The organism is Ruegeria sp. C12 (genome assembly GCF_056537745.1).
This window is the reverse complement of record NZ_JBQFSA010000009.1, coordinates 41,381-65,812: the sequence shown is the minus strand read 5'-3', so window position 1 is coordinate 65,812 and position 24,432 is coordinate 41,381. Positions and strand designations below refer to the sequence as shown.

Below are 24,432 nucleotides of genomic sequence, written 5' to 3'. Positions count from 1 at the left end.
TCCTAAATAGGATGCGCCGGTTAAATGCACAAACGCCCCCTCCCACAGAATTATACGTGGGGGTAATGCCAAATGGCATTGCCCCCACGGGCGAAACTCGCTGGTGGGGGGCGATCCCTGAACGACTCAAGGGACCGGAAGGATGGTTTCTTCCGGATGTTTGCGCGTCGTCTACGCGCCTGAAGGCACCGAGTCAAGACAGGCGCTTTGTATGGAACCCCCTGTGGTGTAGCGTCGGCAAGCAGGATGCAAGGGTCGGAGGGTGAAGGTGAGCGGTACATTTCCACAGCGGACCACCGACTACGTGGGCCCGGTGACAAATACGGATATCTGGCCCGATTTCCGGATACGCCCTGACGATCTGTTTGTCTGCACGCCGCCCAAATGCGGAACCACCTGGACGCAGACACTGGTGCGAATGCTGATTACCGAACAGGCCGATCCGTCGATCTATGACAACAAGGTCTCGCCCTGGCTGGATTGCGCTTTTCGCGACCGGGTCGCGCAGGCCAATTCACTGGAAGTTCAGGACCACAGGCGCTGCATCAAAACGCATTCACCGCTGGATGGCATCACCTATTCGCCGGATGCCCAGTATCTGGTGGTTCATCGTCATCCGGTCGATGTGCATTTTTCGCTGCGTAGCCATGTCGAGAACATGACCGAAGACTGGCTGGACTATCTGTTTCCCGACGACCTGTCCGAAGCGTTTGCGATGTTTCTGGACCGCCCGGCCTCGACCAAAGGGACCGATGATCTGACGCTGGCCTCGTTCGTGCATCACTTCCGGTCTTTCTGGGATTATCGCGACCTGCCCAATATTCATTTCCTGCACTATGCCGAGCTAAGCCGCGACTTGCCGGGACAGGTCAGGCGATTGGCCGGGATCATGGGAATGAACATCGACGACCGCATGGTGGCCGGGATTTCGCAAGCGGGAAGCTTCGGGTCGATGAAAGACAATGCCAGACGCCTGTCGCAGACGCCGGGGTTTACCAGCGTTTTTCGCGATTTCGCGCAGTTTTTCTCGTCAGGCACCAGCAACAAGTGGGAAGGTAAGCTGACCGAGGCCGAGATGGCGCGATATGACGCCCGGATGGCCGGCATGGTCACCCCGGCTGAGCGGATGTGGCTGGAACATGGTCGGGCCGTGTAACCCTCAGGCCTGTTCCCGATCTGGTTTCTGATCGCCAGCGGGCAGCCAATAGTTGATCGCATCCACCAATCCGTGCGCCCCGCGTCCGCTTGAGAATGCCTCGACGATGGGATGTCGGCCCGCGCTCATACCCTTGTCGAGTATCAGGACCGGGCGGTAGAGGGTCGACGATCCTTTGGTGCTGCGCGACACCGAGCTTTCGATCTCGGCATGGGACAGGTCTGACAGCGCATGTTCGACCGCGTCATAGCCAAAGACCGACTGCCTGCGGATCACGAGGCTGCCCTTATTGCGGTCCAGTATGACCTGAACGCGCCGGACGAAGGTGCAGAACGCGCCGAACCCCAATCCTCCTCCAAAGAGTGCAAAGAAAAGACCGAACAGAATGCCTTCGCCGCCTTCGCTGACCATGAACAGACCTGCGCCGACAAAGGCGAGGATGAAGAAGACCAGCGTGATGCCGATGAACCAGGGCGTGTATGTCAGGATCAATTGGTCCGGGGTATTGCGGGACACTTTCATGGCGGCACGCTAACACTGAATTCCGGCACTGTCGTGGCTTGAATTTCCACCTTTGTTGCGCGATGAGCGCATCAGACAGGAGGTCACGATGGACGCATCATCCGCTTTTCAGGACACATTGCCCCTCAGTTCTGACGCCTTGTTGGCGCAACTGGACGATTGGGGGCTGGTTTACCGGCTGCACACTCATCCTCCGCTGCGCACGGTCGAAGAGTCGAAGGCCGTCGAGGATCAGTTCATGGTGCCCGGAGAGAACGCGCTGCGCCTTAAGAACCTGTACCTGCGCGACAAGAAAAAGCGGAACTATCTGGTGACGCTGGAACAAAGCCGCGAGATCGATCTGAAAGCACTGGGGGCAGAGCTGGGTGTGGGCAACCTGTCGTTCGGCTCGGCGGATCGGTTGTTGCAGAACCTTGGTATCCGGCCCGGCGCGGTCAGCCCGCTGGCCATGATCAACGGGGTGCAGAATGATCTGCGCTTTTTCATGGATGCAGCCGCACAGCAGGCCGATGTGATCTATATGCATCCGCTGGTCAATGACCGGACGGTTGCGATGTCGCGGGGTGATCTGATGGCGTTTTTCGAAAAGATCGGCTGTCAGGTGACGTGGCTGCCCTGACTGAACGTGCGCCTTTCAGGCGCACGTGCCTCCGGCGGAGGTATTTTTGAACAGAAGAAGGGGCGGGCGCTTTAGTCCGCGGGCAGCGCCTGTTTCAGGGCGGCGGCCACATGGGCGGCTGAGGGGTTGATGAACAGATGCCCGTCTGCCTCGAATACCGGGTCGTCCAGATGGTTGGGGAAGGCCAGCGGCAGTTCGGTGCAGGCCAGCAGAATAGCGGTGCCGGGTGTTGCGTGGCGGTTGCAGAAGGCCAGCAAACGGGTGTGCGCGGTCCCGGACGCGCCGCCATAAAAATCGCTGTCGATCATGGCCTGCATCTCGTCGACGTCCGGATCCGGCAGTCGGACGTTTGCGGTGTCGCCTTCGACCGCCAGCCTTTCGGCATAGTTGGTCGCTTGCATGGTCACGGTTGTTCCCAGCACCAGCGCATGTGATGCGCCGGTTTTTGCGGTGGCTTCGGCAGTGGCATCGAAGATGCTGAGGATGGGCATCGAAACACCCTGACGGATCGCGTGCAGGCGGGCATGGGGCGTGTTCGACGCAATGATGCCGAAATCACACCCTGCGTTTTCAAGGGTCAGCAGCGCGTCGCGGAAGACCGCGTCGAACTCTGCCCAGCTTTCTTCGTTTCCGGCCACACCGCGCAGCGCCCGTGTTCTGGCTTGCGTCACCGACTCGATCGTCATCGGCGGTACGGGCAGGGGCGAGCCATGGCCGCGCGCGGCAAAATATCGGCCCGCCCCTTCGGCGATGGCTCTGTAGTAGTCGACGGTCGAGGCCCAGCCGACTCCGCCCAGAATTCCGATCTTTTTCATGATTGAATGTCCAACCCGCAAAATACCTGTTTTGCAGATTGGACATTTCTGGTCGCGAAGGCCAGTGCCGGTTTAGGCGGCCAGTTCGGATACGGCCTTATGCGCATTCTGCACTGATGCGTCAGGGTCGATGGCCAATTGGTCCGCGGCGACGACGTCCACATCGTGAATTCCGATAAAGCCCAGAACATGCTTTGCGTAGCCAGACGCGTAGTCGATCTCGGACCCCACGGCGGTGCCGCCCGAGGCGATGGCCAGAACGGCGCGTTTGCCTTCCAGCAGCCCCTTGGGGCCGTTTTCGGTATAGGAAAAGGTCAGACCCACGCGGGCAACCAGGTCGATCCACGCCTTGAACGCGGCGGGTACCGAAAAGTTGTAGATCGGCAAACCAATGACGATTGTGTCGGCCTGCTGAAGCTCGTTCACAAGCTCGTCCGAAAGGGCCAGTTGATCCCGTTGAACCGCGTCGCGCTGATCTGCCGGGGTAAAGTTCGCGGCAATCCAGTCTTCGGTCAGCAGCGGCAGGGGCGAGGCCAGATCACGGCGAATGATGCGCCCGGCGCCCAGATGTTTGACGACACGGTCTGACAGATCACGTGTTGCCGATCCGGTGCGGCGGGCCGAGGCGTCGATGTGGAGAATGGTTTTGGTCATTTCTGCAGTCCTTCGATCAGGGGTGATGTGGTCTGGGCTCAATATGATTGTTGCGCTGGCGAACAAAAGTCGGATACATCAACAGCGTCTGTTAGAAATTGCACAAAGATAGCTTTGCCATGGATAATTGGGATGAAGTGAGAACCGCATATCAGGTCGCGCGGATGGGGACAGTCAGCGGCGCGGCCGAGGTTTTGGGCGTGCACCATGCAACAGTGATCCGCCATATCGACGCGATCGAGGCGCGGTTGGGTGTGAAACTGTTCCAGCGTCACGCGCGGGGATATACGCCAACCGAGGCGGGTGAAGACCTGTTGCGCGTGGCGCAGGCGACCGAGGATCAGTTCAACCAGCTTGTGGGTCGAATGAAGGGCCGGGGCGACGATGTCTCGGGCGAGTTGGTGGTGACCTCGCTGGCGTCGCTGGTGCCGTTGGTTGTGCCCACTCTCAGCGAGTTCCAAAAGGCCCACCCGGGGTTGATCGTGCGCTATCTGACCGGGGACCGCCTGTTTCGCCTTGAATATGGCGAGGCGCATGTTGCCATTCGCGCCGGGTCAGCGCCGGATCAGCCGGACAATGTTGTGCAGCCCTTCGTGACACAGGACGTGGGCTTGTTTGCCAGCAAGGATTACGTCGCCCGCCGGGGCAAGCCGCAAAGTGTCGAGGATTTCCCCAAACACGCCTTTGTTGGAAATGATGACGAAAACAGCCGCGCGCCGTTTTCGCAATGGCTGCGGGCCAACGCCCCGGCCGAGGCGCTGACATTCAGGTGCTCGAACAACTTCACCGTGGCCGAGGCCGTTCGGGCCGGGGCCGGGATCGGGTTCATGGCCCGATGGGAGGCTGCCAGATACCCGGATCTTGAGGAAGTGATGGACAGCCTGCCCGAATGGTCGGGCAAACTGTGGCTGGTCACCCATGTCGATCTGCATCGCACGACCAAGGTGCAGGCGTTCCTGTCCTTCCTGAAGGAACAGTCGCGGACCTGGCTGCCATGACGCCGCACGCCCGTGGCCATCTGGCCATGTTGTGCTTTTCGGCGCTGGTGGCAGGCAGCTTCTCGCTGGGGTCGATGATCGCGAATGAGATCGCCCCAGCCGCTTTGAACGCGGTGCGCTTTGCGATTGCGGCGGTGGTAATTGGGATTGCTGCCTATGCCACGACCGGTGTGCCACGTTCCGCCGCGCAGGCCCCGTGGCGCTATTTGGTTCTGGGCGGTCTGTTCGCCACCTATTTTGTCCTGATGTTCTACGGCCTGCAGACCGCTCCGCCGGTCAGTGCTGCCGCCGTGTTCACGCTGACGCCGGTTGTCTCGGCCATTGCGGGGTGGGTGTTGCTGAGGCAGGTCACAACCCCGCGGATGGCTTTGGCCCTGTCCGTCGGGGCGGTCGGCGCATTGTGGGTGATTTTTCGCGCCGACTGGCAGTTGTTCCGGGCCTTCCAGATCGGGGTGGGTGAGGTCATCTATTTCGTGGGCTGCGTCGCCCACGCAATCTATACGCCCATGGTCCGCAAGCTGAACCGGGGCGAACCGGCGGTGGTGTTCACCTTTGGCACCCTGCTGGCCGGGTGCGTCCTGCTGACGGCCTTCGGCTGGTCAGATATTATCAGCACCAATTGGTTCAGCCTGCCGGGCATCGTCTGGATCGGGCTGCTGTACCTGTCCTTCTTTGCAACGGCAGCCAGCTTCGTTCTGGTCCAGTTTGCGGCGCTGAAGCTGCCCTCGGCCAAAGTCATGGCGTATACCTATTTGGTGCCCAGTTGGGTCATCCTGTGGGAGATTGCGTTGGGCAACGGTGTGCCGACCGGGCTGATCGTGTTGGGCATTGCCCTGACAATTCTGGCCCTTCTCTTGCTGCTGAAAGAGGAAATCCCCGAGCCGGCATCCCTTCGGCGCAGTGCAGATTGACGCTTGTGTTCCCATCAGCTTCTGGCAGCATCCCACCGGCCAAAACGAAAACGAGGGCAGGGGAATGAAGCCAATTCTAACGGGCGCGGTTTTGATCGCACTGGGCGCGTGTGCGCAAAACAACTTGCAGGGCTCCGGCAACGAGACATCGCTGCAAGCCAGTTGCGAGGCGCTGGTCTCTGCCGAAAGCGGCACGCGTATTGAAGACGTCAAGGCGCTGGAAACGCAGCCCGACCCACGGGGCTCCGTCACAGCGGTTACTGTTGCCGGGCAAAGCCGCCCATGGACGTGTTCGGCGGACCCAACAGGCGTCATTTACAGCGTCATACCCGGCTGATTGCGGTTCGGCTGTGTTGTTCGCCAAGGGGGCGAACAGCCCCTCCGTTGAGGCAGATCAAGGCTGAAACGGGGCATGTCTTCTATACTTTCCACAAGGAAGAGGAGGACGAAATGTTCAATCACATCATGATCCCCGTCGATCTTCACTTGCCGCCCGAAGTGCAAAAAGCCGTTGCTGTGGCGGGTGAGATGGCCAAATGGCAAAACGCACGTGTGACCCTGGTCAGCGTGACCGGAACCCAACCCGGTGATGTCACCGCATCGGACGCCTCTATCGCCAAGGACCTTGCGGCTTTGGCTGATGACCTGTCGGCCAAGAGCGGCGCAGAGGTCGGCACTAAGAACATCCATTCAGTCGATGTTGCGGTCGAAGTTGATGGGGATTTGACGCGTGCAGCCGAAGAGATTGGCGCCGATCTGATCGTTGTGGGAACACACGCGCCTCGGATCACGGACTATATCTTCTCAAGCCATGCCGGGTATCTGGCGAAACACGCCAAAGTGTCCGTGTTTGTCGTCAGGTAGGCGAGTCATCCGCGCCATCCGTCGCGGGCAGTTCGACCTCAAGAAACCGCTCGAACGCGTCCAGGTTCACCGGCTCGAACTGTCCGAAGCCCTGCATCCAGACCGAGGCCGTCCGCAGGGCGTCGGGCTCCAGCTTGCACCACTTCACCCGCCCGCGTTTTTCCTGAGAGATCAGCCCGGCCTTGGTCAGAATGACCAGGTGTTTCGAAATCGCGGCCAACGACATCTCGAACGGTTCGGCCACGTCTGTGACGGCCATATCATCCTCAAGCAACATCGCAAGGATGGTGCGCCGGGTCGGGTCGGCCAGGGCGGCGAATACGGTGTCAAGGTCGTCGGACATGATCCCGCTGAACCACAGCGCCGGAGTTTGGTCAACCATTTGGTTGAATATGTGGATTCAGGGTGATTTCGGATTGCCCACCCTTCGACCTGCGATTTACCTGCACCTTCCCAGCAGAAATACCGAATGAAAACAGGAGTTTATCCTGCGGCAATTCGGGCGCTCAACACCGTTGACTCTGTGCCCTGCGCCCCTTAGCACCTAGCCCCAAGACTGTGCGAGGAAAACGCCCGTGACCGATGACGACCAAAAGCAGCGTATGGCGCAGCTGGAGGCCAAGATCGACGCGGCGAAAAAGGCGAAAGCGCCAAAACCTCGTGCGGATGCTGACGTGTCCGGGGGCGAGCTTGCCTGGAGGATGGTCATCGAAATGGTATCCGGTCTGGGGATCGGATTTGGCATCGGATACGGGCTGGACAGCCTGTTCGGGACGATCCCGATCTTTTTGGTGCTGTTCACATTGCTGGGCCTTGTCGCGGGCGTGAAGGTTATGCTCCGCAGCGCGAAAGAGGTTCAAGAGAAACAAGCGGCGGCTGAGGCGGCCGAGAAGGACGAGAGGGACTGAACGTGGCAACTGAGACCACCGCAGCAGAAGGCAGCAGCCTGGTTTTCCACCCGATGGATCAGTTCATCGTTAAGCCGTTGTTCGGTGACGGTGCGGTGGGCATGTTCACGATCACCAACGTGACGCTGTGGCTGTTCCTTGCGATCGTGGCCATCATTCTGCTGCTGATCGTGCCGACCTCGAAGCGCGCGATTGTTCCGACCCGGATGCAGTCGGTGGCCGAACTGGCCTATGGCTTCATCTACAAGATGCTGGAAGACATCTGCGGCAAGGAAGGCGTCAAGTACTTCCCCTATGTCATGACCCTGTTCATGTTCATCGTCTGCGCGAACTTCCTGGGCATGATCCCCATGTCATTCACCACAACGTCGCATTTCGCCGTGACCATCCCGCTGGCGCTGTCGGTCTTCCTGACCGTGACCGTGCTGGGCTTTGTCAAGAACGGCGCAGGCTTCCTGAGCCTGTTCTGGGTGTCCAGCGCCCCGCTGGCGCTGCGTCCCATTCTGGCGATCATCGAGCTGATCTCGTACTTCGTGCGCCCGGTCAGCCACTCCATTCGTCTTGCCGGTAATGTCATGGCAGGCCACGCTGTTATCAAGGTGTTCGCAGGCTTTGCCGCGATTGCCGCGATCTCGCCCGTGTCCGTTCTGGCGATCACCGCAATGTACGGCCTCGAGGTCCTGGTGTCCTTCATTCAGGCCTACGTTTTCACCATTCTGACCTGTGTTTACCTGAAGGACGCTCTGCATCCGCATCACTAAAGATGGGTGAAATCACCCATCCTACGCAGGAACGATAACCCAACATCGAAACTTCCAATTCGTAAGGAGATACATCATGGAAGGCGATCTCGCACACATCGGCGCAGGCCTGGCAGCAATCGGTTCCGGCGCAGCCGCAATCGGGGTGGGCAACGTTGCAGGCAACTTCCTGGCCGGCGCCCTGCGCAACCCTTCGGCGGCTGCTTCGCAGACCGCAACCCTGTTCATCGGTATCGCGTTCGCAGAAGCCCTGGGGATCTTCGCATTCCTGGTCTCGCTGCTGCTGATGTTCGCCGTATAATCTGCGGAACCTGATCCTTACGCGCAGGTGGGCCCAAGCCATAGCGGCCCACCTGTTGTAAAGACAAGTTTCCGACGGAGGATATCATGGCGACTGAACCCATTACTAAAGAGGTAGCCGGCTCGTGCGTCGACTCCTATGGCTCTGCCATCGGGATGCCGCAGCTCTGCTTCGATTGGTTCCCCAACCAGATTTTCTGGCTGGTCATTACGCTGGTCGTCATCTTTCTGGTCCTGTCCCGCGTGGCCTTGCCCCGCATCGCGGCAATCCTGGCTGAACGTCAGGGGACCATTACAAATGACCTGGCTGCGGCCGAAGATCTGAAGGCCAAAGCGGTCGAGGCTGAAGAGGCCTATAACAAGGCGCTGGCCGATGCCCGTTCTGAGGCACAGCGTATCGCAGCGGAAGCCCGCGCCGAAATCCAGGCTGGTCTGGATGACGCGATTGCCAAGGCGGACGCGGAAATCGCTGCAAAGGCGGCTGAATCGGAAAAGGCAATTGCCGACATCCGTGCCGGTGCGCTGGAAAGCATTCAAGTGGTTGCCAAGGATACGGCGGCTGAACTGGTCACAGCACTGGGCGGCGAGGCGGATGCCAAAGCCATCGACGGTGCCGTAGATGCGCAGATGAAAGGATAAGTGACATGCGGAACACTCTTGCCCTTATCCTGACCTTCGGTGCCGCAAGCCCGGCGCTGGCCGCAAGCGGCCCGTTCTTCTCGCTTGGCAATACGGACTTTGTCGTCACTCTGGGCTTCATCGTCTTCATCGCGGTCCTGTTCTACTTCAAGGTCCCCGGCATGATCGGTGGCGCGTTGGACAACCGGGCCGAGGGCATCAAGTCCGAACTGGACGAAGCCCGCGCCCTGCATGAAGAAGCGCGCAGCCTGCTGGCCTCGTACGAGCGTAAGCAGCGCGAAGTGCAGACGCAGGCGGATGCCATCGTGGCTGCGGCCAAGGATGACGCGGCGCTGGCAGCAGAGCAAGCCAAGGTCGATCTGGAGAAATCCATCGCGCGCCGTCTGGCGGCCGCACAGGACCAGATCGCGTCGGCTGAGGCTTCGGCTGTGAAGGAAGTGCGCGATCAGGCCATCACCGTTGCTGTCTCGGCAGCTAACGCTGTGCTGGCCAAGCAGATGACCGCTGCTCAGGCGAACAAGCTGATCGATGCGGCCATTGCTGACGTGGGCGAAAAGCTGCACTGACAATTGCCTATCCCGAATTAAGAAAACCCGGCGCAGTCGCCGGGTTTTTTTGTTTCAGGTGCCCAAAGCGGTTTCGGCGCCTAGGCTTGCCCCGTCTCATGCGCCAGGCGTTGCTGTGCAATCGCCTCGTTGCGTTCGGCCTTTTGCTGATCCTTCATGCAGCGCTCGACGAAATCCAGATGCTGTTCGACCGCCAAACGGGTGGCCTCGGGATCCCGAGCTTGCAGGGCTGTGTTGATCGCGCGGTGCTGGTCCAGAATGGCCTCACGCGTGGCGCGTTGCTGAAACATCATCTGGCGGTTGTAAAACACTCCCTGCCGGAGCAGATCGTACATCGACCGCATCATGTGCAGCATGACAACGTTATGGCTGGCCTCAATAATGGCCATGTGAAACTCGGCGTCCAACCCGGCTTCTTCTTCGGCGGCGTTGCGCTCATGTGCCGTCTCCATCCGGTCGAAAATGGCCTGAACCACCTTAAGATCGCTGGTGGACCCAAGCCGCGCAGCGCGCTCGGCGGCCAGCCCCTCCATATCCCGGCGGAAGGACAGATAGTCGAACACTGCCTCGTCATGGCTGCTGAACAACCGGATCAGGGCAGGGGAAAAGGCCGAGCCCAGAACTTCGGCCACATAGATACCGGATCCGGCCTTTGCGGTCAGCAACCCTTGGTCCTGCAGATCGGAAATGGCATCCCGCAAAGATGGGCGTGACACGCCCATGCGCTCGGCCAATTCCCGCTCCGACGGCAGACGCTCGCCGGGGCGCAGGATGCCGCGTAGGATGAGCAATTCGATCTGCCGGACAACTGCACTCGACAGCTTTTCGGTCTGAACTTTTTGAAAGGGCATATACACGTCCAAAATTGGTCAAAACATATGACCACAGTGGGGGTTCGGGTTCAAGAAGGGCGGTTTCACTTTGATTGAAACATTAGGTCAGTATTGTTGACTTTAATACTGTTCTGCATAGGCTGCCCGAATTGAGATCGGAGGAGCCTCATGACCGCGCAGACCCTGTTCGCCACCCGTACATCCAGAATGAAAGCGTCCGAGATGCGGGAATTGCTGAAACTGCTGGACCAGCCCGGCATCATCTCATTCGCTGGTGGAATCCCCGATCCGGCCCTGTTCCCGGCAGATGCGTTTTCGCAGGCGTTCCAGGCAGCGCTTGGGCCGGACACTCAGGCGCAGGCGCTGCAATACTCGGTCAGCGAAGGCTATGCGCCGCTGCGCGAGTGGCTGGTCCGCCATATGCGGGAGATCGGGGTCGAGTGCGAGGTCGACAACATCCTGATCACCTCGGGCTCGCAACAGGCGCTGGACTATCTTGGTAAGCTGTTCCTGTCGCCGGGCGATACGGCCCTGGTCGGATGGCCGACCTATCTTGGGGCTTTGGCAGCTTTCAACGCCTATGAGCCGCGGTTTGACCGGCTCAGCATCAACGGCAATCGCGGTGCTGGGGAATATCGTGAGGCGGCCGGGGACGGGGCGGTCAAGTTCGCCTATCTGTCACCGGATTTCTCGAACCCGACCGGAGAGACGGTTGATTTGCACGGGCGCGAGGCGCTGCTGGACCTGGCCGAAGAACTGGAATGCGCGGTGATCGAGGATGGGGCTTATCAGGCCCTGCGTTATGATGGCGAGGCTATTCCACCGGTTCTGGCGCTGGAACTTGCGCAGAAAGGAACGATTGAAAACTGCCGCACGATCTATTGCGGCAGCTTTTCGAAAACACTGTCGCCGGGATTGCGGATGGGCTGGGTGGTCGCTGCCAAGCCGGTCATCTCGCAGATGGTGCTGATGAAACAGGCCGCTGATCTGCACTCGGCCACCATCAACCAGATGGCCGTGCATCAGGTGGCCGAGGCGTGTTTCGACACCCATATCCCCAAGGTCCGCGCAACCTATCAGGCGCGGCGCGATGCGATGCTGGCCGCCTTGCAGCAGCACATGCCGGATGGCGTGGTCTGGACCCGGCCCGAGGGCGGCATGTTCATCTGGGTCACGCTTCCGGTGGGCACAGACGGGTCCGACCTGCTGGCGCGTGCGTTGGCGACCGAGAAAGTGGCGTTTGTGCCCGGTCAGGCGTTCTTTCCGGACGGCAGCGGGGCCAATACCATCCGGCTGAGCTTTTCCAATTCGGATGAGGCAACGATCCGCGAAGGTATTCGCAGGTTGGGCAACGTGCTGCGGGCCTGACGCGGAAAGGGTCTGTTAACCAATTTACTGCAACCCTGCGGCATGATCCGGTATCTCGCCCTCTTTCTGCTTGCGGCCTGTTCGGCTGGCACGCCCCATTTTCGCAACGTCCCTGCCACGCGCGTTGCCGTAAACGGCAGTGTGTTTGACGTGCGCGTGCGCGGCGAACTGGCCGAGGCGGTCCGCGTCAACGCGCAATACGCCCCACGCCTTGGCCCAATCCGGGATCGTGCAGCGCTGGCCATGGCGCAGGTGTCGGGTTGCCCGATCCTGGATGTGCTGGGCGATGCGGCGGTGACGGTCGGCGTTTTGGGTTGCGACCGCGAGGCGGGGGAGCGGTTGCTGCTGACCGCCATCTCGCGACCCAATTACGAATGTATCAACTATGGCGCGTCCAGCGGCTATGCCTACGAAGTGTTCGAGTGTACGCCATATTGAGAACTGCGCTTATTTGCGTATTTCGGCAAGATATTGTGGATAAGTCGGGCCAATATCCCATATCCTGCGCAATCACGTTGACACCTCGCCCCTCCGTTGCGCAGACTTCCTGACAACAGGAATCAAGGGACTCGTCGCTTTTGCGCTTTAGCAAACTCAAACTGACCGGCTTCAAAAGCTTTGTTGATCCGACCGATCTGATCATCGCGGACGGGCTGACCGGTGTGGTGGGGCCGAACGGCTGCGGCAAGTCCAACCTGCTTGAGGCTCTGCGCTGGGTCATGGGCGAAAACCGCCCCAAATCCATGCGCGGCGGCGCGATGGAGGATGTGATCTTTGCCGGTGCCGCCACGCGTCCGGCGCGCAATTTCGCCGAAGTGGTCCTGACCATGGACAACTCAGAACGCCTCGCGCCCTCGGGGTTCAACGACAGCGATCAGCTTGAGATCGTGCGCCGCATCACCCGCGATGTGGGCAGTGCCTACAAGACAAACGGCAAGGACGTGCGGGCGCGTGACGTGCAGATGCTGTTCGCCGACGCCTCGACCGGGGCACATTCCCCTGCTCTGGTGGGGCAGAACCGCATCGCCGAACTGATCAACGCCAAACCCCGCGCCCGCCGCCGTATTCTTGAGGAAGCTGCGGGAATCTCTGGCCTCTATCAGCGGCGGCACGAGGCCGAGTTGAAGCTGAAAGGGACCGAGACCAACCTGACCCGCGTTGATGACGTGCTGGAACAGTTGGGCGCGCAACTGGCGCAGCTGGCGCGTCAGGCGCGTCAGGCCGCGCGGTATCGTGAAATTGGCGAGCAATTGCGGCAGGCCGAGGGGATGCTGCTATTTCGCCGCTGGAAAGAGGCCGACATGGCCCGCCAGCAGGCCGAGGAAAAGCTGCGCGAACGACTGACCGAAGCGTCCCGGGCCGAGGCCGAGGCCCGCGCCGCAGCCGCCAAACGCGCCGAGATCGAAGAGACCTTGCCGCCCCTGCGTGAGGAAGAGGCCATCGCCGCCGCCGTCCTGCAACGCCAGCAGGTGCAGCGCGATCAGCTCTCGGATCAGGAAACCCGCGCGCGTCAAACCATCGAGACGCTGACCAACCGCATCAGGCAACTTGGAAACGATATCGAGCGCGAGGCCGGTCTGAACCGCGACGCGGGTGAGATGATCGAGCGTCTGGAATGGGAAGCCCGCGAACTGGCCAAGGCCGCCGAGGGGCATGACGACAAGGTCTCTGAGGCCGCTGAAATTGCGCGCGAGGCCGCATCGGTTCTGCAGGACCGCGAGGATCACCTGTCACAGCAGACCGAGGATATGGCCCGCCTCGTTGCCCGCCACCAGTCGGCCCAGCGTCTGGTCGAGGACAGCCGCAAAACGCTGGCCCGGTCCGAGGGCGAGGAAGAAAAGGCCCGCTCTGCCGTGGATGAGGCCAAATCGGCCCTGACCCGCGCCAGCGAGGCTTTTGAGGCCGCGCAAGAGGGCGAAGAAGAGGCCCGCGAGGCTGCCGAGGCCGCCGAAGAAGCGCTGGCCGCCGCTGACGAGCTGCGCAACGACACGCAGGCCCGCGAGGCCGAAGCCCGCGCGCAACGCTCCGAGGCCGAAGGCGAGTTGGGCGCGATCCGTGCCGAAACCACTGCGCTTGCCAAGCTGGTCGAACGGGATACGGCAGAAGGCGGGCAGGTGCTGGACCTGCTGCGCGTAGCGCCCGGTTACGAAAAGGCGCTGGGGGCGGCACTGGCCGACGACCTGCGCGCGCCTCTGGTCGACGGGGATGGCCCGTCGGGCTGGGTGCAGGTTGCGGGCTATGACAGCGATCAGCCGTTGCCCGAGGGGGCCGAGCCTCTGGCACTGCATGTCTCCGGCCCCGATCGTCTCAGCCGTCGGATCGCGCAGATCGGCTTGGTCGATGCGGATCAAGGCGCGCGGTTGCAGGCGTCGTTGCAGCCGGGTCAACGGCTGGTGTCACGCTCGGGCGATCTGTGGCGCTGGGACGGGTTCCGCGCCTGGGCCGAGGATGCACCAAGCGCGGCGGCCCTGCGATTGGAACAGCTCAACAAGCTGGAAGCGCTGAAACAGGAACTGGCCCGCACCGAGGCGCAGGCCGATGGTGCCCGCGCCGCGCATGAGGCACTGTCGCAGCAACTGGCCGATGTCACCGAAGCCGACCGCCGCGCGCGCGAAGCCCGCCGCGCCGCCGATCAGCGCATGGCCGAAACCGCCCGCCTGCTCAGCCGGGCCGAGGCTGACCGCAATCTGGCACAGGGCAAGCTGGAAACGCTGACGCTGGCCGTGGACCGCCATAAAGAGGACGCCATGTCCGCCCGCGCGCAGCTGCGCGAGGCCGAAGGCGCGTTGACCGGGTTGGGCGACCTCGACAGCGCCCGCGCGCAGGTCGAGGACATCAAGCAAACGGTCGAGGCGGCGCGGATCACCATGCTGACCCACCGCTCGACTCATGACGAATTGCGCCGTGAGGGTGAGGCGCGGACGCGCCGCAGTCAGGAGGTGACGAAAGACCTCAGCGGGTGGAAGCACCGTCTGGAAACCGCCGAAAAACGCATCTCGGAACTGGCCGAACGCAAGGAAAGCTCGGAAGAGGAACTGACCGAGGCCATGGCCGCCCCCGGCGAGATTGCCGAGGCGCGTGAGGAACTGAACGAGCTGATCGAAACCGCCGAGATCCGCCGCGCCGAGGCCGCCGACAAGCTGGCCGAGGCCGAGACCCAGCAGCGCGATGTTGTCCTGGCCGAGCGTGAGGCGGAACGGCTGGCCTCCGAGGCGCGCGAAACCCGCGCCGCCGCCGAGGCGCGGTGTGATGCGGCCAAGGAAAGCGTCGTCGCCGCAGCTGAGCGGATTGCCGAGGATCAGCAACTGACGCCAAACCAACTGTTGAACCAGTTGGACGTGAATCCCGACCAGATGCCCGCCGCCGACGCACTTGAGGCCGAGGTAAACCGCCACAAGCGACAGCGCGACGCAATGGGCGCGGTGAACCTGCGGGCCGAGGAAGACGCCAAGGACGTTCAGGAAGAATTCGACACCCTGAACGGCGAAAAGGCCGATCTGGAAGAGGCCATCAAGGCCCTGCGCAGCGGTATCGCCAGCCTCAACCGCGAAGGCCGCGAACGGCTGCTGACCGCGTTTGAGCAGGTGAACTCGAATTTCGCCATGCTGTTCAAGCACCTGTTTGGCGGCGGCGAGGCCAATCTGGTCATGGTCGAAAGCGACGATCCGCTGGATGCGGGGCTTGAGATCATGTGCCAGCCGCCGGGCAAGAAGCTCTCGACCCTCAGTCTGCTGTCGGGTGGCGAACAGACCCTGACCGCGACGGCGCTGATCTTTGGCGTGTTCCTCGCCAACCCCGCGCCGATCTGCGTTCTGGACGAGGTCGACGCGCCGCTGGATGACGCCAACGTCACCCGCTTCTGCGATCTGCTGGACGAGATGTGCCGCCAGACCGACACCCGGTTCCTGATCATCACCCACCACGCGGTGACAATGGCGCGGATGGACCGGCTGTTTGGTGTGACCATGCAGGAACAGGGCGTCAGCCAACTGGTCTCGGTCGATCTGAAGAAGGCCGAGCAGATGGTCGCCTGACCGCTCACCGCAACGTTATGAACGTTGCGAAGATATCGGGCTAACTTGGGCGCATGAGACGTATTCTGATCCTTGCCCTGCTATTAACCAGCCCGCTTGCAGCGGCTGAATGGCCAACCAAACCCGGCGACGTCCCCCTCAGCCCCGAGGAGTTGGACGCATTGGCAGGCCGCACGCTCACCTTCTACGATGACGGGCAATCCAAGTTCTCGGCGGGCGGGGCTTATTCCTACACCTATGCCAGCGGGGAATCGGCCTTCGGCACCTACAGCATCGCCGAGGATGGCAGCGTCTGCATCGCCTATCGTAATGGATTCAGCCGGTGTGACTTGTACGTGCGCAGTGGAGATCGATTAATTCTGATAGATGAGAAAGGGGATCGGTATCCGGTGCGGCCGGAGTGATAGTCGGCAATGTGGTCAGCCTTTAACCACCATGCAAATAGGTCGTCTCTTTAGTTTGAACGCTAAACTTGTCAGACTGACGAGATACTTGCCTGACATCTGCCCATCGAAGGACTTGATCTGTGACTGAAGACACCGACACACGGCTCGCACTTGGAAAAAAACGAGGATCGCATGGTCGCCAGCAGGATGACGGCGTTCTTGTCATTCGCACCATTGCGATGCCCGCTGACACCAACCCGGCGGGTGACATTTTCGGTGGGTGGTTGATGTCGCAAATGGATCTGGCTGCGGGCAATATGGCGGCGCGCGTGGCACAGGGACGAACAGCGACGGTATCGGTCGAAGCAATGCAGTTCCTGCAACCGGTCAAGGTTGGGGATGAAGTGACGCTTTACGCAACGCTGGTTAAAATTGGTCGCACATCCATGCGTGTGCATGTGGATGTCTGGGCACGCCCGAGACAATCCCACAATGGTCAAAAGGTAACCGACGCGGATTTCGTATTTGTTGCTTTGGACGATACAGGTGCACCGCGGCCTGTCTTTGAAAGCGATCAAGGCGATTAATGGGCTACAACTTCCCCAACAACTCCGCCGTCGGCCAAGCATCCGCGGGCAATCCCAGCCGCACCTGTTCCGCCTGAACGGCTGACCGCGTTCCTGCGCCCAGAATGCCGTCGATCTTGCCGACGTCATGCCCGCGCGCCTGTAGCTTGGTTTGTAGCTGCTTCATCTGGGTATCGGACAGGCCCGGTGTCGGGTTGCCCGCGTTGTATATCTGGCCGCCTTCCAGACGGGTGCCGAAATAGGCGGCGGTCAGGACGTAGACGAAGCTTTGGTTCCATTCGAAATAGACGTCGAAATTCGGATAGGCCAGAAAGGCAGGCCCCTTGTGGCCCTGCGGCAGGATCAGTGAGGCGGGCAGGTCGGCCAAAGACCCGCTGCGTGCCTCGATGCCCATCGCCTGCCACTCGGCCACCGAACGCGGTTTGCCGGGGCCTGACAGGGACCAGTCCATCTGCGCGGGCACGGTGACTTCCTGCAACCAGGGCTGGCCGGGTTGCCAGCCCAGATGGGACAGCATCTTGCCCCCGGACATCAGCGCATCGGGGGCCGAGGTCTTGAGCGAAACCTGACCGTCCCCATCCCCGTCTACACCATTGTCCAGAATGTCCTGCGGCAGCATCTGAACCATACCGATCTCGCCGGCCCAGGCTCCGGTGGTGCGCTGCGGGTCGAAATTGCCCTGGCGGAACAGCTCGATCGCCGCGAAGATCTGTGGGCGGAACAGATCGGGGCGGCGGCAGTCATGGGCCAGGGTCACCAGCGCGTTACGGGTGTTGAAATCGCCCTGCACCGCGCCGTAATCGGTTTCGAACGCCCAGAAGGCCAGCAACACGCCGCGCGAGACACCGTATTCCCGCTCGATCCGGTCAAACACGGCCTCGTATTTGCGCGACATGGACTGGCCGCGGTCAATCCGGTTTTGCGAGATCAGGCGGCGCGAGAAATCAATGAAAGGCATCTGGAACACGCCCTGCGCCCGGTCAGCCCGCAGCACAGCGCCGTCCTGCTGAACGCCCTGAAAGAACGCATCGACGGTGCCCTGATCAAAACCCTTCTGCACCGCTTCGGTTTTCAGGCCGCCCACGAACTGGCTGAACCCGCCACCGCATTGGGCAAAAGCGGGTGCCGAAAACAAGGCGGCGGCGAACAGGGAAGGCAACAAGCGCATAAGGTGTCCTTTAGAAAATCAGCGTGACTCCAACCCACACTGACACGAGGCCGAGTGCAAGCCCCCAGACGGACCACAGCATACGGCATGCGCGGAAAACCTCTGCCGCGCCGATCTCGCGCCTTGCATTCCCGTTCACCCAGGCCAGATCGCGCAATTGCCCGTGATAGCTGCGGGGTCCGGCCAAGGCGATGTCCAGCGCGCGTGCCATTGCCGCTTCGGGCCATCCGGCATTGGGTGAGATATGGCGGCGCGCGTCCGCGATGATCTCGGTCCAGCGGGACCATTGGCCCGAAAGTGCGACGATCATCAGGCAGGTCAGTCGCGCCGGGATCAGATTCAGCAGATCGTCAAACCGGGCCGAGGCCCAGCCGAAGTCGCGATAGGTTTCGTTTCGGTACCCGATCATGCTGTCTGCGGTGTTGACGGCCTTGTAGATCAGCAGCCCCGGCAGCCCCCCGATCAGGAACCAGAAAGCAGGCGCAATGACGCCGTCGCTCAGGTTCTCGGCGGCGCTTTCGATGGCTGACCGCGCGACCTGAGCCTCGGTCATGTCGGAGATATCGCGCGAGACGATCATGGCGACTGTGGCGCGCCCTTCGGTGATCGAGTCAAGCAACCCGTCGCCCACGGCGCGGACATGGGCAACCAGCGAGTTCTGGGCCAGAAGGATCGCACAAATCACGACCTCGACCACCGGTCCCAGCAAGGCCAGAAGCCAGCCCAACGCCCCGGCGATACCGACCAGCAGAACCAGCGCGATCACGCCCTTGAGGCGTTTGTTTCCGCCCTGGTTCAGGCGTTTGTCGAGTTGGCCGACCCCATTGCCCATAAGCACCGCAGGATGACGCAGGCGCGACCACAGCCAATCAGGCTCACCCAACGCTGCGTCCAGACACAGGGCGCAGGCCAGCAGCAGCGCTGCGCTCATAACGCGGCGTCCAGCCGGGACCAGCCGTCCGAGGGGGGCAGGCCGAGGCGCAGATAGGTTTTGGAATAGGGGAAGATGCGGCTCCAGATATGAGCCTGAGCCAGACGGTCCTGCCAGACGTGCGCATCATCAACATTATAGAGACGGAACAGGGACGTTCCGCTCACCAGCTTGGCCCCTTTGCTTGTCAGCATTGTGTCCAGACGGGCTGCCTCCTGCGCCAGTCTGGTTCGGGTTTGCGCGGCCCAAGCCTCGTCCTGCAAGGCGCGTGTGCCGATGCGCAGGGCGGGGCCGGATACCGCCCATGGCCCGGTCAGATCGTTCAACCTGGCAATTGTGTCAGGTTGACCAATGGCAAAACCCAGGCGCAGCCCGGCCAGCCCCCAGAATTTGCCAAAGCTCTTCAGAACAATGATACCGGGACGAGATGCCAAATGGATCAAGGAAGCTTCGGGGATTACGTCGCAAAAGCTTTCGTCGATCACTGTCAGGGGGGCGTTGGCGTCGGCCTCCTGCCAAAGCCGCCCGTCCGGGTTGTTGGGGTGCACGATGACGCGGGCCTCAGCCGGGGCATCCGCATGCACCTGCCAGCCTTGTGCGGAAAAGGCGGCGGCGTGTTCGTTATAGGTTGGCGTCGTGATCTGAACCCGACCGGGCGCGGCAAGTGCGGGCAGGCGCGCGATTACGGCTGACGCTCCGGGCGCGGGCAGAATCGCGGCGGCGTCCGGGACGGACCAAAAGCGGCGCGCGGCCTCGCTGAGCCGTTCGAACGCGCCATGATCGGGTAGTTGCGTCCAGTCTGACGCGATCAGGTCTGAGACCTGATAGGGGTGCGGGTTGATTCCGGTGGACAGATCAATCCATCCGTCCCGCGTGCCGCCATACCGCTTGATCGCATCGTCCAGCCCGCCGCCGTGGTCGCGTTTGGTGCGCGGGTTCAAATTGGTGTCAGTCATCGCGCCATAAGTCCCAAACGCCGGATTCGACCTGCTTCAAGCGGATTTTTGCCGTTTTGACAAGCAAATCCGCGTGAACAGCGCGTGTCGGCACCATCGTTAACACTTTGTTAAGGAAATCACGGGATCACAGACCACGGGGGTCGGCACCACTCACCATACCAAGTGCCGAGGTTGTTGCAAATGAAAGTTCTGATTGTTGAGAGTAACCCCGACCTTGGTCGGGTCTGGAAAAGGCATCTGGAACGACAAGGTGCCGAGGTTGAACTGGTCGCCGGGCAAGAGGCTGCGATCCTCGCGCTGTATGGCACGGCCTTTGACATCATCGTGCTGGATCTGGTGCTGGAAAGCGGCAGTGCGCTGGCCGTGGCCGATTTCGCCAGTTATCGCCGCCCCGAGGCGCGGGTGATCTTTGTCACCAACACCACGTTTTTTTCGGACGGGTCCATCTTTGCCCACAGCCCCAATGCCTGTGCCTATGTGCAAAGTGCAACGCCGCCAGAGGATCTGGCGGCGATGGTTGAACATTACGCGGCGGGTCGCTGACCACGACCATGCGGTTCCATGTAGTCCAGCGCCGGGTTCACCGGGATGATCCGGTGCGGATTGATGCTGTCATGGCTGTAGTGATAGTGCCGCACGATATGGTTCATGTTCACCGTCTGCGCAACGCCCGGCCATTGGTATAGCTCGCGGGTATAAGCCCAGAGGTTCGGATAATCGACCAGCCGCCTTTTGTTGCATTTGAAATGCAGGTGATAGACCGGATCAAAGCGGATCAGGGTGGTGAACAGGCGCCAGTCCGCCTCGGTCACGCGATCCCCCATCAGATAGCGGTTGTGGCCCAGCCGGTCCTCCAGCCAGTCCAGCGTGTCGAACAGCGGATGAACGGCGGTATCATAAGCTTCTTGCGTGGTGGCAAAGCCGGATTTGTAGACGCCGTTATTGACGTCGGAATAGATGCGGGCGTTGACCTCTTCGATGTCGTCGCGCATCGCCTCGGGCCAGTAATCATCGGTGTTTCCGGTGATCCCGTCGAAGGCGGAATTGAACATGCGGATGATTTCCGAGCTTTCGTTCGACACGATGGTTTGTTGCTGCTTGTCCCACAGGATCGGAACCGTAACGCGCCCGGAATAGCCGGGATCGGCCTTGGTATAGATCTGATGGGCGAAATCCAGACCGTAGAGGGCGTCGCCTGTTGCGCCGTGATCGTCTGTCTCAAACGTCCAGCCCTTGTCCATCATGTCAGGATGCACGACCGAGACCGGGATTAGATCGCTTAAGCCTTTTAGCTCGCGGAAGATCAGCGTGCGATGCGCCCACGGGCAGGCGTGCGAGACATAGAGGTGATAGCGGCCCGGCTCCGCCTTGAAGCCCGCCTTGCCCGACGGGCCCGCGCTGCCATCGGCGGTCAGCCAGTTGCGAAACTGCGCGGCGCTGCGTTTGAATGCCCCGCCAGTGGATTTGGTATCATACCATGTGTCGTGCCATTTTCCATCGACCAGCAGGCCCATCGCGCGTCCTCCGCATCCCAAGTGTCAGGGCAAAGATAGGGCGCAGAGGCTGCCCTTCCTATCCCAGCTTTTGCGCAACCAACCTGCGCTTGCGCACAGACAGCGCTGAGATGTCCGCGCAACATTTTGCCGGTTGGTTCAGCCTATGTGACGCAGTTCACTGGATTTTTACGTATCGGTGTTCACAATATTATGCATTCAAGGGGGATATTTTTGATGAGTACCTATGTTTCCAAGGAGATTCGCGCCGAATTAGACGCTGCGCGAATCGCATCCCTGAAGAAATCCAGCCGTTTGCGGGTAGAGATTGGCGACAATCGCTACAAAATCCTCAAACTGTGGAAAGACGGTTTTACGGTCGAGGCCGAGACCACGCCGCGCCTGCGCGGGCTGGTCGATATCTACGACGGCGCCAACCACCTGTATCAGTGCCTGATCATCGCGGATGAGGAAGAGGGTGGCGAAATGCGATACGAGTTCAAGCGCAGCACCGCCGCCCATGACAAAGCGCCGCTGGATTTCTACCGCGCCCCGGATGCCCCAATCGCGTTGCTGGGGCACGAGGAGTAGGCGAAACCTCTCGGGCCGGGTTTTGTCGGTCGGTGCCGCTACAGCAATCCGGCCCGGCGAGAGCAGGCTTATTGCAGGTCTCCAAACGCCTGTTTCAACCGGGCGCAGGCCTCTTCCACCCGTGCACGTTGGGTGGCCAGATTGAACCGTTCAAAGGTTTCTCCACCCTTTCCAAATCCGGGGCCGGAAGACGAGGCAATCCGGGCGTCCTCGCGCAGGCGTCGGACAAATTCGGCATGATCCATACCGGTGCCCGAGAAATCGACCCACGCCAGATAGGTCGCCTGCAGGGGCATCGACCATAGGCCGGGGATATCCGCGATGGCGGCATCAAACAGGCGGCGGTTGCCGTCCAGATGCGCGACCTGGGCATCGACCCATTCGGCCCCTTCCGGCGAATAGGCGGCGGTGATCATGGCGACGCCCAGTGCGCCGGGGTCATAGTCCAGCGTAACCAACCGGTGATTCATCGCCGCGCGCAGCTTTGGGTCGGGGATGATCATATTGCCGGTGCGCTGTCCGGCGATGTTGAAGGTCTTCGATGCTGCCGTCAGCGTCACGGTCCAAGGGCGCGCCTCGGGCGCTGCAACATCCATCGGGACGAACTTGGCTCCGGGGTAAACCAGATCGTGATGGATTTCGTCTGATACCAATATCAGCCCGTTACGTTCCGCGAATGCAGCGACCGCCTTCAGTTCATCAGATGTCCAAACGCGCCCCGAGGGGTTCTGGGGCGAGCACCACAGCAACAGTTTTTCCGACCCGTCCAGCCGCGACTGCGCGTCTTCCAGATCGATCCCATAGCTGTCACCATCTCGGACCAGCGGGCATTCCACCACGCGGCGACCGGACTTGTTCACCTTGTGCGCGAACTCATGGTAGACGGGGGTGAAGATCACCACGCCGTCGCCCGGATCGCTCCAGACGTCCAGGCACAGGGCGATTGCATTGCCCAGCCCTTGCGTGGTCAGAATCCAATCGGTGTCGATCTGCCAGTCATGCCGGTTCTGCATCCACCACTGGACCGCACCCAGATACTCGGGGTGCTTCCACGAATAGCCAAACACCCCATGATCCGCAGCGCGCCGGACCGCATCGATCACGCAGGGGGCTGTCTGGTAATCGGAATCGGCGGTCCACATGGCCAACCCGTCCTCGGGCGAAACGCCATAGAGTTGCTCCATCTTGTCCCATTTTGAACTCTGGGTGCCGCGGCGGTCGATCAGGGTGTTGAAGGTCATGTCAGCTCCGTTTCTCTGGCCGAAAGCTAACGGCAAATCGGGCATGTGCAAGGGGGGCGTTGCGGCGGCGGGCGCGATGGCCTAAATCAGCCCCATGAAACGCAATATCCTGATCCATCCCGACCCCCGCCTGAAAAAGGTCTGCGCGCCCGTGGCTGATCTGACGGACGAGCTGCGCAAGCTGGCCGACGACATGCTGGAGACGATGTATGACGCGCCCGGTATCGGTCTGGCCGCGCCGCAGATCGGCGTGCTGGATCGGCTGATCGTGCTGGATTGCGTCAAGGAAGAGGGCGAGGCCCCGCGCCCGCTGGTCATGTTCAACCCCGAGATCATTGCGTCTTCGGACGAAACCAATGTGTATGAGGAAGGTTGCCTGTCGATCCCCGAACAATATGCCGAGGTGACGCGCCCCAAGGTCGTGGATGTGGCCTGGATGGATCAGAACGGTAACGCCCAGCACGAGACGTTCGACGGTCTTTGGGCCACCTGCGTACAGCATGAGATCGACCATCTGAACGGCAAGTTGTTCATCGATTACCTCAAACCGCTGAAACGGCAGATGATCACGCGCAAGATGCAGAAGCTGAAACGCGAAAAGGCGCGCACATGACGGTTCGCACCTGCCTGCCGTGGCCTGACAAACGCCTGCGCGCCAAGGCTGCGGACGTGGCTGAAATCACCGATGACATCCGCGCAATCTGGGATGACATGATCGATACCATGGAGGCGATGCCGGGCGTTGGCCTTGCTGCTACCCAGATCGGGGTGATGCTGCGGTTGGCCGTGGTGGATGGCTCGACCGAGCGGGGCCGGGCCGTGCGGCTTGCGAATCCGGAAATCCTGCACAGTTCGATCGAATTGCGCGAACATGAGGAGGCCAGCCCGAACCTGCTCGGCGTGTCGGCCAAAGTGAAGCGCCCGCGCGCTGTGACGGTCAAATTTCTGAACGAAAACGGGATGATCGATCGCCGCGATTTTGTGGGCATCGAAGCCACCAGCGTTCAGCATCAGATCGACCATCTGAACGGGCGGATGTATTTCGACCGGCTGAGCAAGGTCAAACGCGACATGCTGCTGCGCAAGGCGCGAAAATCAACGTAGGCCGGGCTTCAGCCCGGCACCCGC

At 61.1% G+C, this 24,432-nt stretch carries 30 protein-coding genes; 20 read left to right on the top strand and 10 right to left on the bottom strand.

The features are described 5' to 3' along the window. Positions 1-268 precede the first annotated feature (268 nt). Positions 269-1,156 (top strand): sulfotransferase domain-containing protein, encoded by an 888-nt coding sequence (locus ACR0C9_RS17485; protein ID WP_480781574.1) that lies wholly within the window; start codon positions 269-271, stop codon positions 1,154-1,156. Between the two features lie 3 nt (positions 1,157-1,159). Here ACR0C9_RS17485 and ACR0C9_RS17480 read toward each other — a convergent pair whose 3' ends face one another. After that, positions 1,160-1,678, bottom strand: coding sequence for a hypothetical protein (locus ACR0C9_RS17480; RefSeq protein WP_480626911.1), 519 nt, complete (start codon positions 1,676-1,678; stop codon positions 1,160-1,162). Positions 1,679-1,766: 88 nt separating this feature from the next. On the opposite strand from ACR0C9_RS17480, the gene ACR0C9_RS17475 reads away from it, so the two are divergent. Then, positions 1,767-2,297 carry a prolyl-tRNA synthetase associated domain-containing protein gene (locus ACR0C9_RS17475; RefSeq protein WP_170454737.1) on the top strand — a complete coding sequence of 177 codons (531 nt, stop codon included), beginning with the start codon at positions 1,767-1,769 and terminating at the stop codon, positions 2,295-2,297. Between the two features lie 71 nt (positions 2,298-2,368). Here the strand turns inward: ACR0C9_RS17475 and ACR0C9_RS17470 are convergent, their stop codons facing one another. Then, the gene (locus tag ACR0C9_RS17470; RefSeq protein ID WP_480781573.1) at positions 2,369-3,112 is read right to left on the bottom strand and encodes an aspartate/glutamate racemase family protein; all 744 of its coding nucleotides are present in this window, start codon (positions 3,110-3,112) and stop codon (positions 2,369-2,371) included. A 72-nt stretch (positions 3,113-3,184) separates the two neighbouring features. Then, the gene (locus tag ACR0C9_RS17465; protein ID WP_170454733.1) at positions 3,185-3,766 is read right to left on the bottom strand and encodes an NAD(P)H-dependent oxidoreductase; all 582 of its coding nucleotides are present in this window, start codon (positions 3,764-3,766) and stop codon (positions 3,185-3,187) included. Between the two features lie 119 nt (positions 3,767-3,885). Here ACR0C9_RS17465 and ACR0C9_RS17460 point away from each other — a divergent pair, with 119 nt between their 5' ends. From ACR0C9_RS17460 to ACR0C9_RS17445, 4 genes are all read left to right on the top strand, one after another. Then, the gene (locus ACR0C9_RS17460) at positions 3,886-4,764 is read left to right on the top strand and encodes a LysR family transcriptional regulator (protein WP_170454731.1); all 879 of its coding nucleotides are present in this window, start codon (positions 3,886-3,888) and stop codon (positions 4,762-4,764) included. After that, positions 4,761-5,675: a DMT family transporter gene (locus ACR0C9_RS17455; protein ID WP_480585301.1), complete on the top strand. Its 915-nt coding sequence runs from the start codon at positions 4,761-4,763 to the stop codon at positions 5,673-5,675. Before ACR0C9_RS17460 ends, ACR0C9_RS17455 begins: the two co-directional genes overlap by 4 nt. 64 nt (positions 5,676-5,739) lie before the next feature. Next, a complete protein-coding gene (locus ACR0C9_RS17450; RefSeq protein ID WP_480781572.1) occupies positions 5,740-6,012 on the top strand; it encodes a hypothetical protein in 273 nt (90 codons plus the stop codon). Between the two features lie 113 nt (positions 6,013-6,125). Then, positions 6,126-6,539, top strand: a complete 414-nt coding sequence (locus ACR0C9_RS17445) for a universal stress protein (protein WP_480781571.1) — start codon at positions 6,126-6,128, stop codon at positions 6,537-6,539. Here ACR0C9_RS17445 and ACR0C9_RS17440 read toward each other — a convergent pair. After that, positions 6,532-6,882 (bottom strand): metalloregulator ArsR/SmtB family transcription factor, encoded by a 351-nt coding sequence (locus tag ACR0C9_RS17440; protein ID WP_170520223.1) that lies wholly within the window; start codon positions 6,880-6,882, stop codon positions 6,532-6,534. The genes ACR0C9_RS17445 and ACR0C9_RS17440 overlap by 8 nt on opposite strands. Before the next feature lie 232 nt (positions 6,883-7,114). On the opposite strand from ACR0C9_RS17440, the gene ACR0C9_RS17435 reads away from it, so the two are divergent. From ACR0C9_RS17435 to ACR0C9_RS17415, 5 genes are all read left to right on the top strand, one after another. Beyond that, positions 7,115-7,447, top strand: a complete 333-nt coding sequence (locus ACR0C9_RS17435; protein ID WP_480626909.1) for an AtpZ/AtpI family protein — start codon at positions 7,115-7,117, stop codon at positions 7,445-7,447. A 2-nt stretch (positions 7,448-7,449) separates the two neighbouring features. Beyond that, positions 7,450-8,208, top strand: a complete 759-nt coding sequence (locus ACR0C9_RS17430) for a F0F1 ATP synthase subunit A (RefSeq protein WP_170454719.1) — start codon at positions 7,450-7,452, stop codon at positions 8,206-8,208. A gap of 76 nt (positions 8,209-8,284) precedes the next feature. Next, positions 8,285-8,509, top strand: coding sequence for a F0F1 ATP synthase subunit C (locus tag ACR0C9_RS17425; RefSeq protein WP_005981269.1), 225 nt, complete (start codon positions 8,285-8,287; stop codon positions 8,507-8,509). 86 nt (positions 8,510-8,595) lie between these two features. Beyond that, positions 8,596-9,147 (top strand): F0F1 ATP synthase subunit B', encoded by a 552-nt coding sequence (locus ACR0C9_RS17420; RefSeq protein ID WP_170454717.1) that lies wholly within the window; start codon positions 8,596-8,598, stop codon positions 9,145-9,147. A gap of 5 nt (positions 9,148-9,152) precedes the next feature. Next, complete coding sequence (locus ACR0C9_RS17415; protein ID WP_170520225.1) at positions 9,153-9,713, top strand: F0F1 ATP synthase subunit B; 561 nt, start codon at positions 9,153-9,155, stop codon at positions 9,711-9,713. A gap of 80 nt (positions 9,714-9,793) precedes the next feature. Here the strand turns inward: ACR0C9_RS17415 and ACR0C9_RS17410 are convergent, their stop codons facing one another. Then, positions 9,794-10,564, bottom strand: a complete 771-nt coding sequence (locus ACR0C9_RS17410) for an FCD domain-containing protein (protein WP_170454713.1) — start codon at positions 10,562-10,564, stop codon at positions 9,794-9,796. Positions 10,565-10,714: 150 nt separating this feature from the next. Here ACR0C9_RS17410 and ACR0C9_RS17405 point away from each other — a divergent pair, with 150 nt between their 5' ends. The 5 genes from ACR0C9_RS17405 (at position 10,715) to ACR0C9_RS17385 (ending at position 16,921) form a co-directional block, all read left to right on the top strand. Next, on the top strand, positions 10,715-11,914 hold the full coding sequence (locus ACR0C9_RS17405; RefSeq protein ID WP_480781570.1) for an aminotransferase-like domain-containing protein: 1,200 nt from the start codon (positions 10,715-10,717) through the stop codon (positions 11,912-11,914). Positions 11,915-11,956: 42 nt separating this feature from the next. Continuing rightward, entirely contained in the window at positions 11,957-12,352 is a 396-nt protein-coding gene (locus ACR0C9_RS17400; RefSeq protein WP_170454709.1) for a hypothetical protein, read from the top strand. A gap of 140 nt (positions 12,353-12,492) precedes the next feature. Next, complete coding sequence (locus tag ACR0C9_RS17395) at positions 12,493-15,948, top strand: chromosome segregation SMC family protein (protein ID WP_480781569.1); 3,456 nt, start codon at positions 12,493-12,495, stop codon at positions 15,946-15,948. A 53-nt stretch (positions 15,949-16,001) separates the two neighbouring features. Further along, positions 16,002-16,352: a hypothetical protein gene (locus ACR0C9_RS17390; RefSeq protein WP_480781568.1), complete on the top strand. Its 351-nt coding sequence runs from the start codon at positions 16,002-16,004 to the stop codon at positions 16,350-16,352. Between the two features lie 221 nt (positions 16,353-16,573). Then, the gene (locus tag ACR0C9_RS17385) at positions 16,574-16,921 is read left to right on the top strand and encodes an acyl-CoA thioesterase (protein WP_170455039.1); all 348 of its coding nucleotides are present in this window, start codon (positions 16,574-16,576) and stop codon (positions 16,919-16,921) included. A 4-nt stretch (positions 16,922-16,925) separates the two neighbouring features. Here ACR0C9_RS17385 and ACR0C9_RS17380 read toward each other — a convergent pair whose 3' ends face one another. The 3 genes from ACR0C9_RS17380 to cobD are packed head-to-tail and all read right to left on the bottom strand — an operon-like array spanning position 16,926 to position 19,976. Then, on the bottom strand, positions 16,926-18,089 hold the full coding sequence (locus ACR0C9_RS17380) for a lytic murein transglycosylase (protein ID WP_480781567.1): 1,164 nt from the start codon (positions 18,087-18,089) through the stop codon (positions 16,926-16,928). Between the two features lie 10 nt (positions 18,090-18,099). Next, complete coding sequence (cbiB, locus tag ACR0C9_RS17375; RefSeq protein ID WP_480585321.1) at positions 18,100-19,020, bottom strand: adenosylcobinamide-phosphate synthase CbiB; 921 nt, start codon at positions 19,018-19,020, stop codon at positions 18,100-18,102. Further along, a complete protein-coding gene (cobD, locus tag ACR0C9_RS17370) occupies positions 19,017-19,976 on the bottom strand; it encodes a threonine-phosphate decarboxylase CobD (RefSeq protein WP_170624257.1) in 960 nt (319 codons plus the stop codon). Before cobD ends, cbiB begins: the two co-directional genes overlap by 4 nt. Positions 19,977-20,159: 183 nt before the next feature. Here cobD and ACR0C9_RS17365 point away from each other — a divergent pair, with 183 nt between their 5' ends. Continuing rightward, entirely contained in the window at positions 20,160-20,522 is a 363-nt protein-coding gene (locus tag ACR0C9_RS17365) for a response regulator (protein WP_170454695.1), read from the top strand. On the opposite strand, the gene ACR0C9_RS17360 is transcribed toward ACR0C9_RS17365, so the two are convergent. Next, the gene (locus ACR0C9_RS17360) at positions 20,504-21,493 is read right to left on the bottom strand and encodes a glutathione S-transferase family protein (RefSeq protein WP_170454693.1); all 990 of its coding nucleotides are present in this window, start codon (positions 21,491-21,493) and stop codon (positions 20,504-20,506) included. The two genes, ACR0C9_RS17365 and ACR0C9_RS17360, sit on opposite strands and share 19 nt — an antisense overlap. 216 nt (positions 21,494-21,709) lie before the next feature. Between ACR0C9_RS17360 and ACR0C9_RS17355 the strand changes: the two genes are divergently transcribed. Then, positions 21,710-22,063 carry a hypothetical protein gene (locus ACR0C9_RS17355; protein ID WP_170454691.1) on the top strand — a complete coding sequence of 118 codons (354 nt, stop codon included), beginning with the start codon at positions 21,710-21,712 and terminating at the stop codon, positions 22,061-22,063. A 68-nt stretch (positions 22,064-22,131) separates the two neighbouring features. Here ACR0C9_RS17355 and ACR0C9_RS17350 read toward each other — a convergent pair whose 3' ends face one another. Continuing rightward, complete coding sequence (locus ACR0C9_RS17350; RefSeq protein WP_170454689.1) at positions 22,132-23,304, bottom strand: MalY/PatB family protein; 1,173 nt, start codon at positions 23,302-23,304, stop codon at positions 22,132-22,134. A 94-nt stretch (positions 23,305-23,398) separates the two neighbouring features. Here ACR0C9_RS17350 and def (ACR0C9_RS17345) point away from each other — a divergent pair, with 94 nt between their 5' ends. After that, on the top strand, positions 23,399-23,917 hold the full coding sequence (def, locus tag ACR0C9_RS17345) for a peptide deformylase (protein ID WP_170454687.1): 519 nt from the start codon (positions 23,399-23,401) through the stop codon (positions 23,915-23,917). Beyond that, positions 23,914-24,408: a peptide deformylase gene (def, locus tag ACR0C9_RS17340; protein WP_480781566.1), complete on the top strand. Its 495-nt coding sequence runs from the start codon at positions 23,914-23,916 to the stop codon at positions 24,406-24,408. Before def (ACR0C9_RS17345) ends, def (ACR0C9_RS17340) begins: the two co-directional genes overlap by 4 nt. The last annotated feature ends 24 nt before the right edge of the window (positions 24,409-24,432 follow it).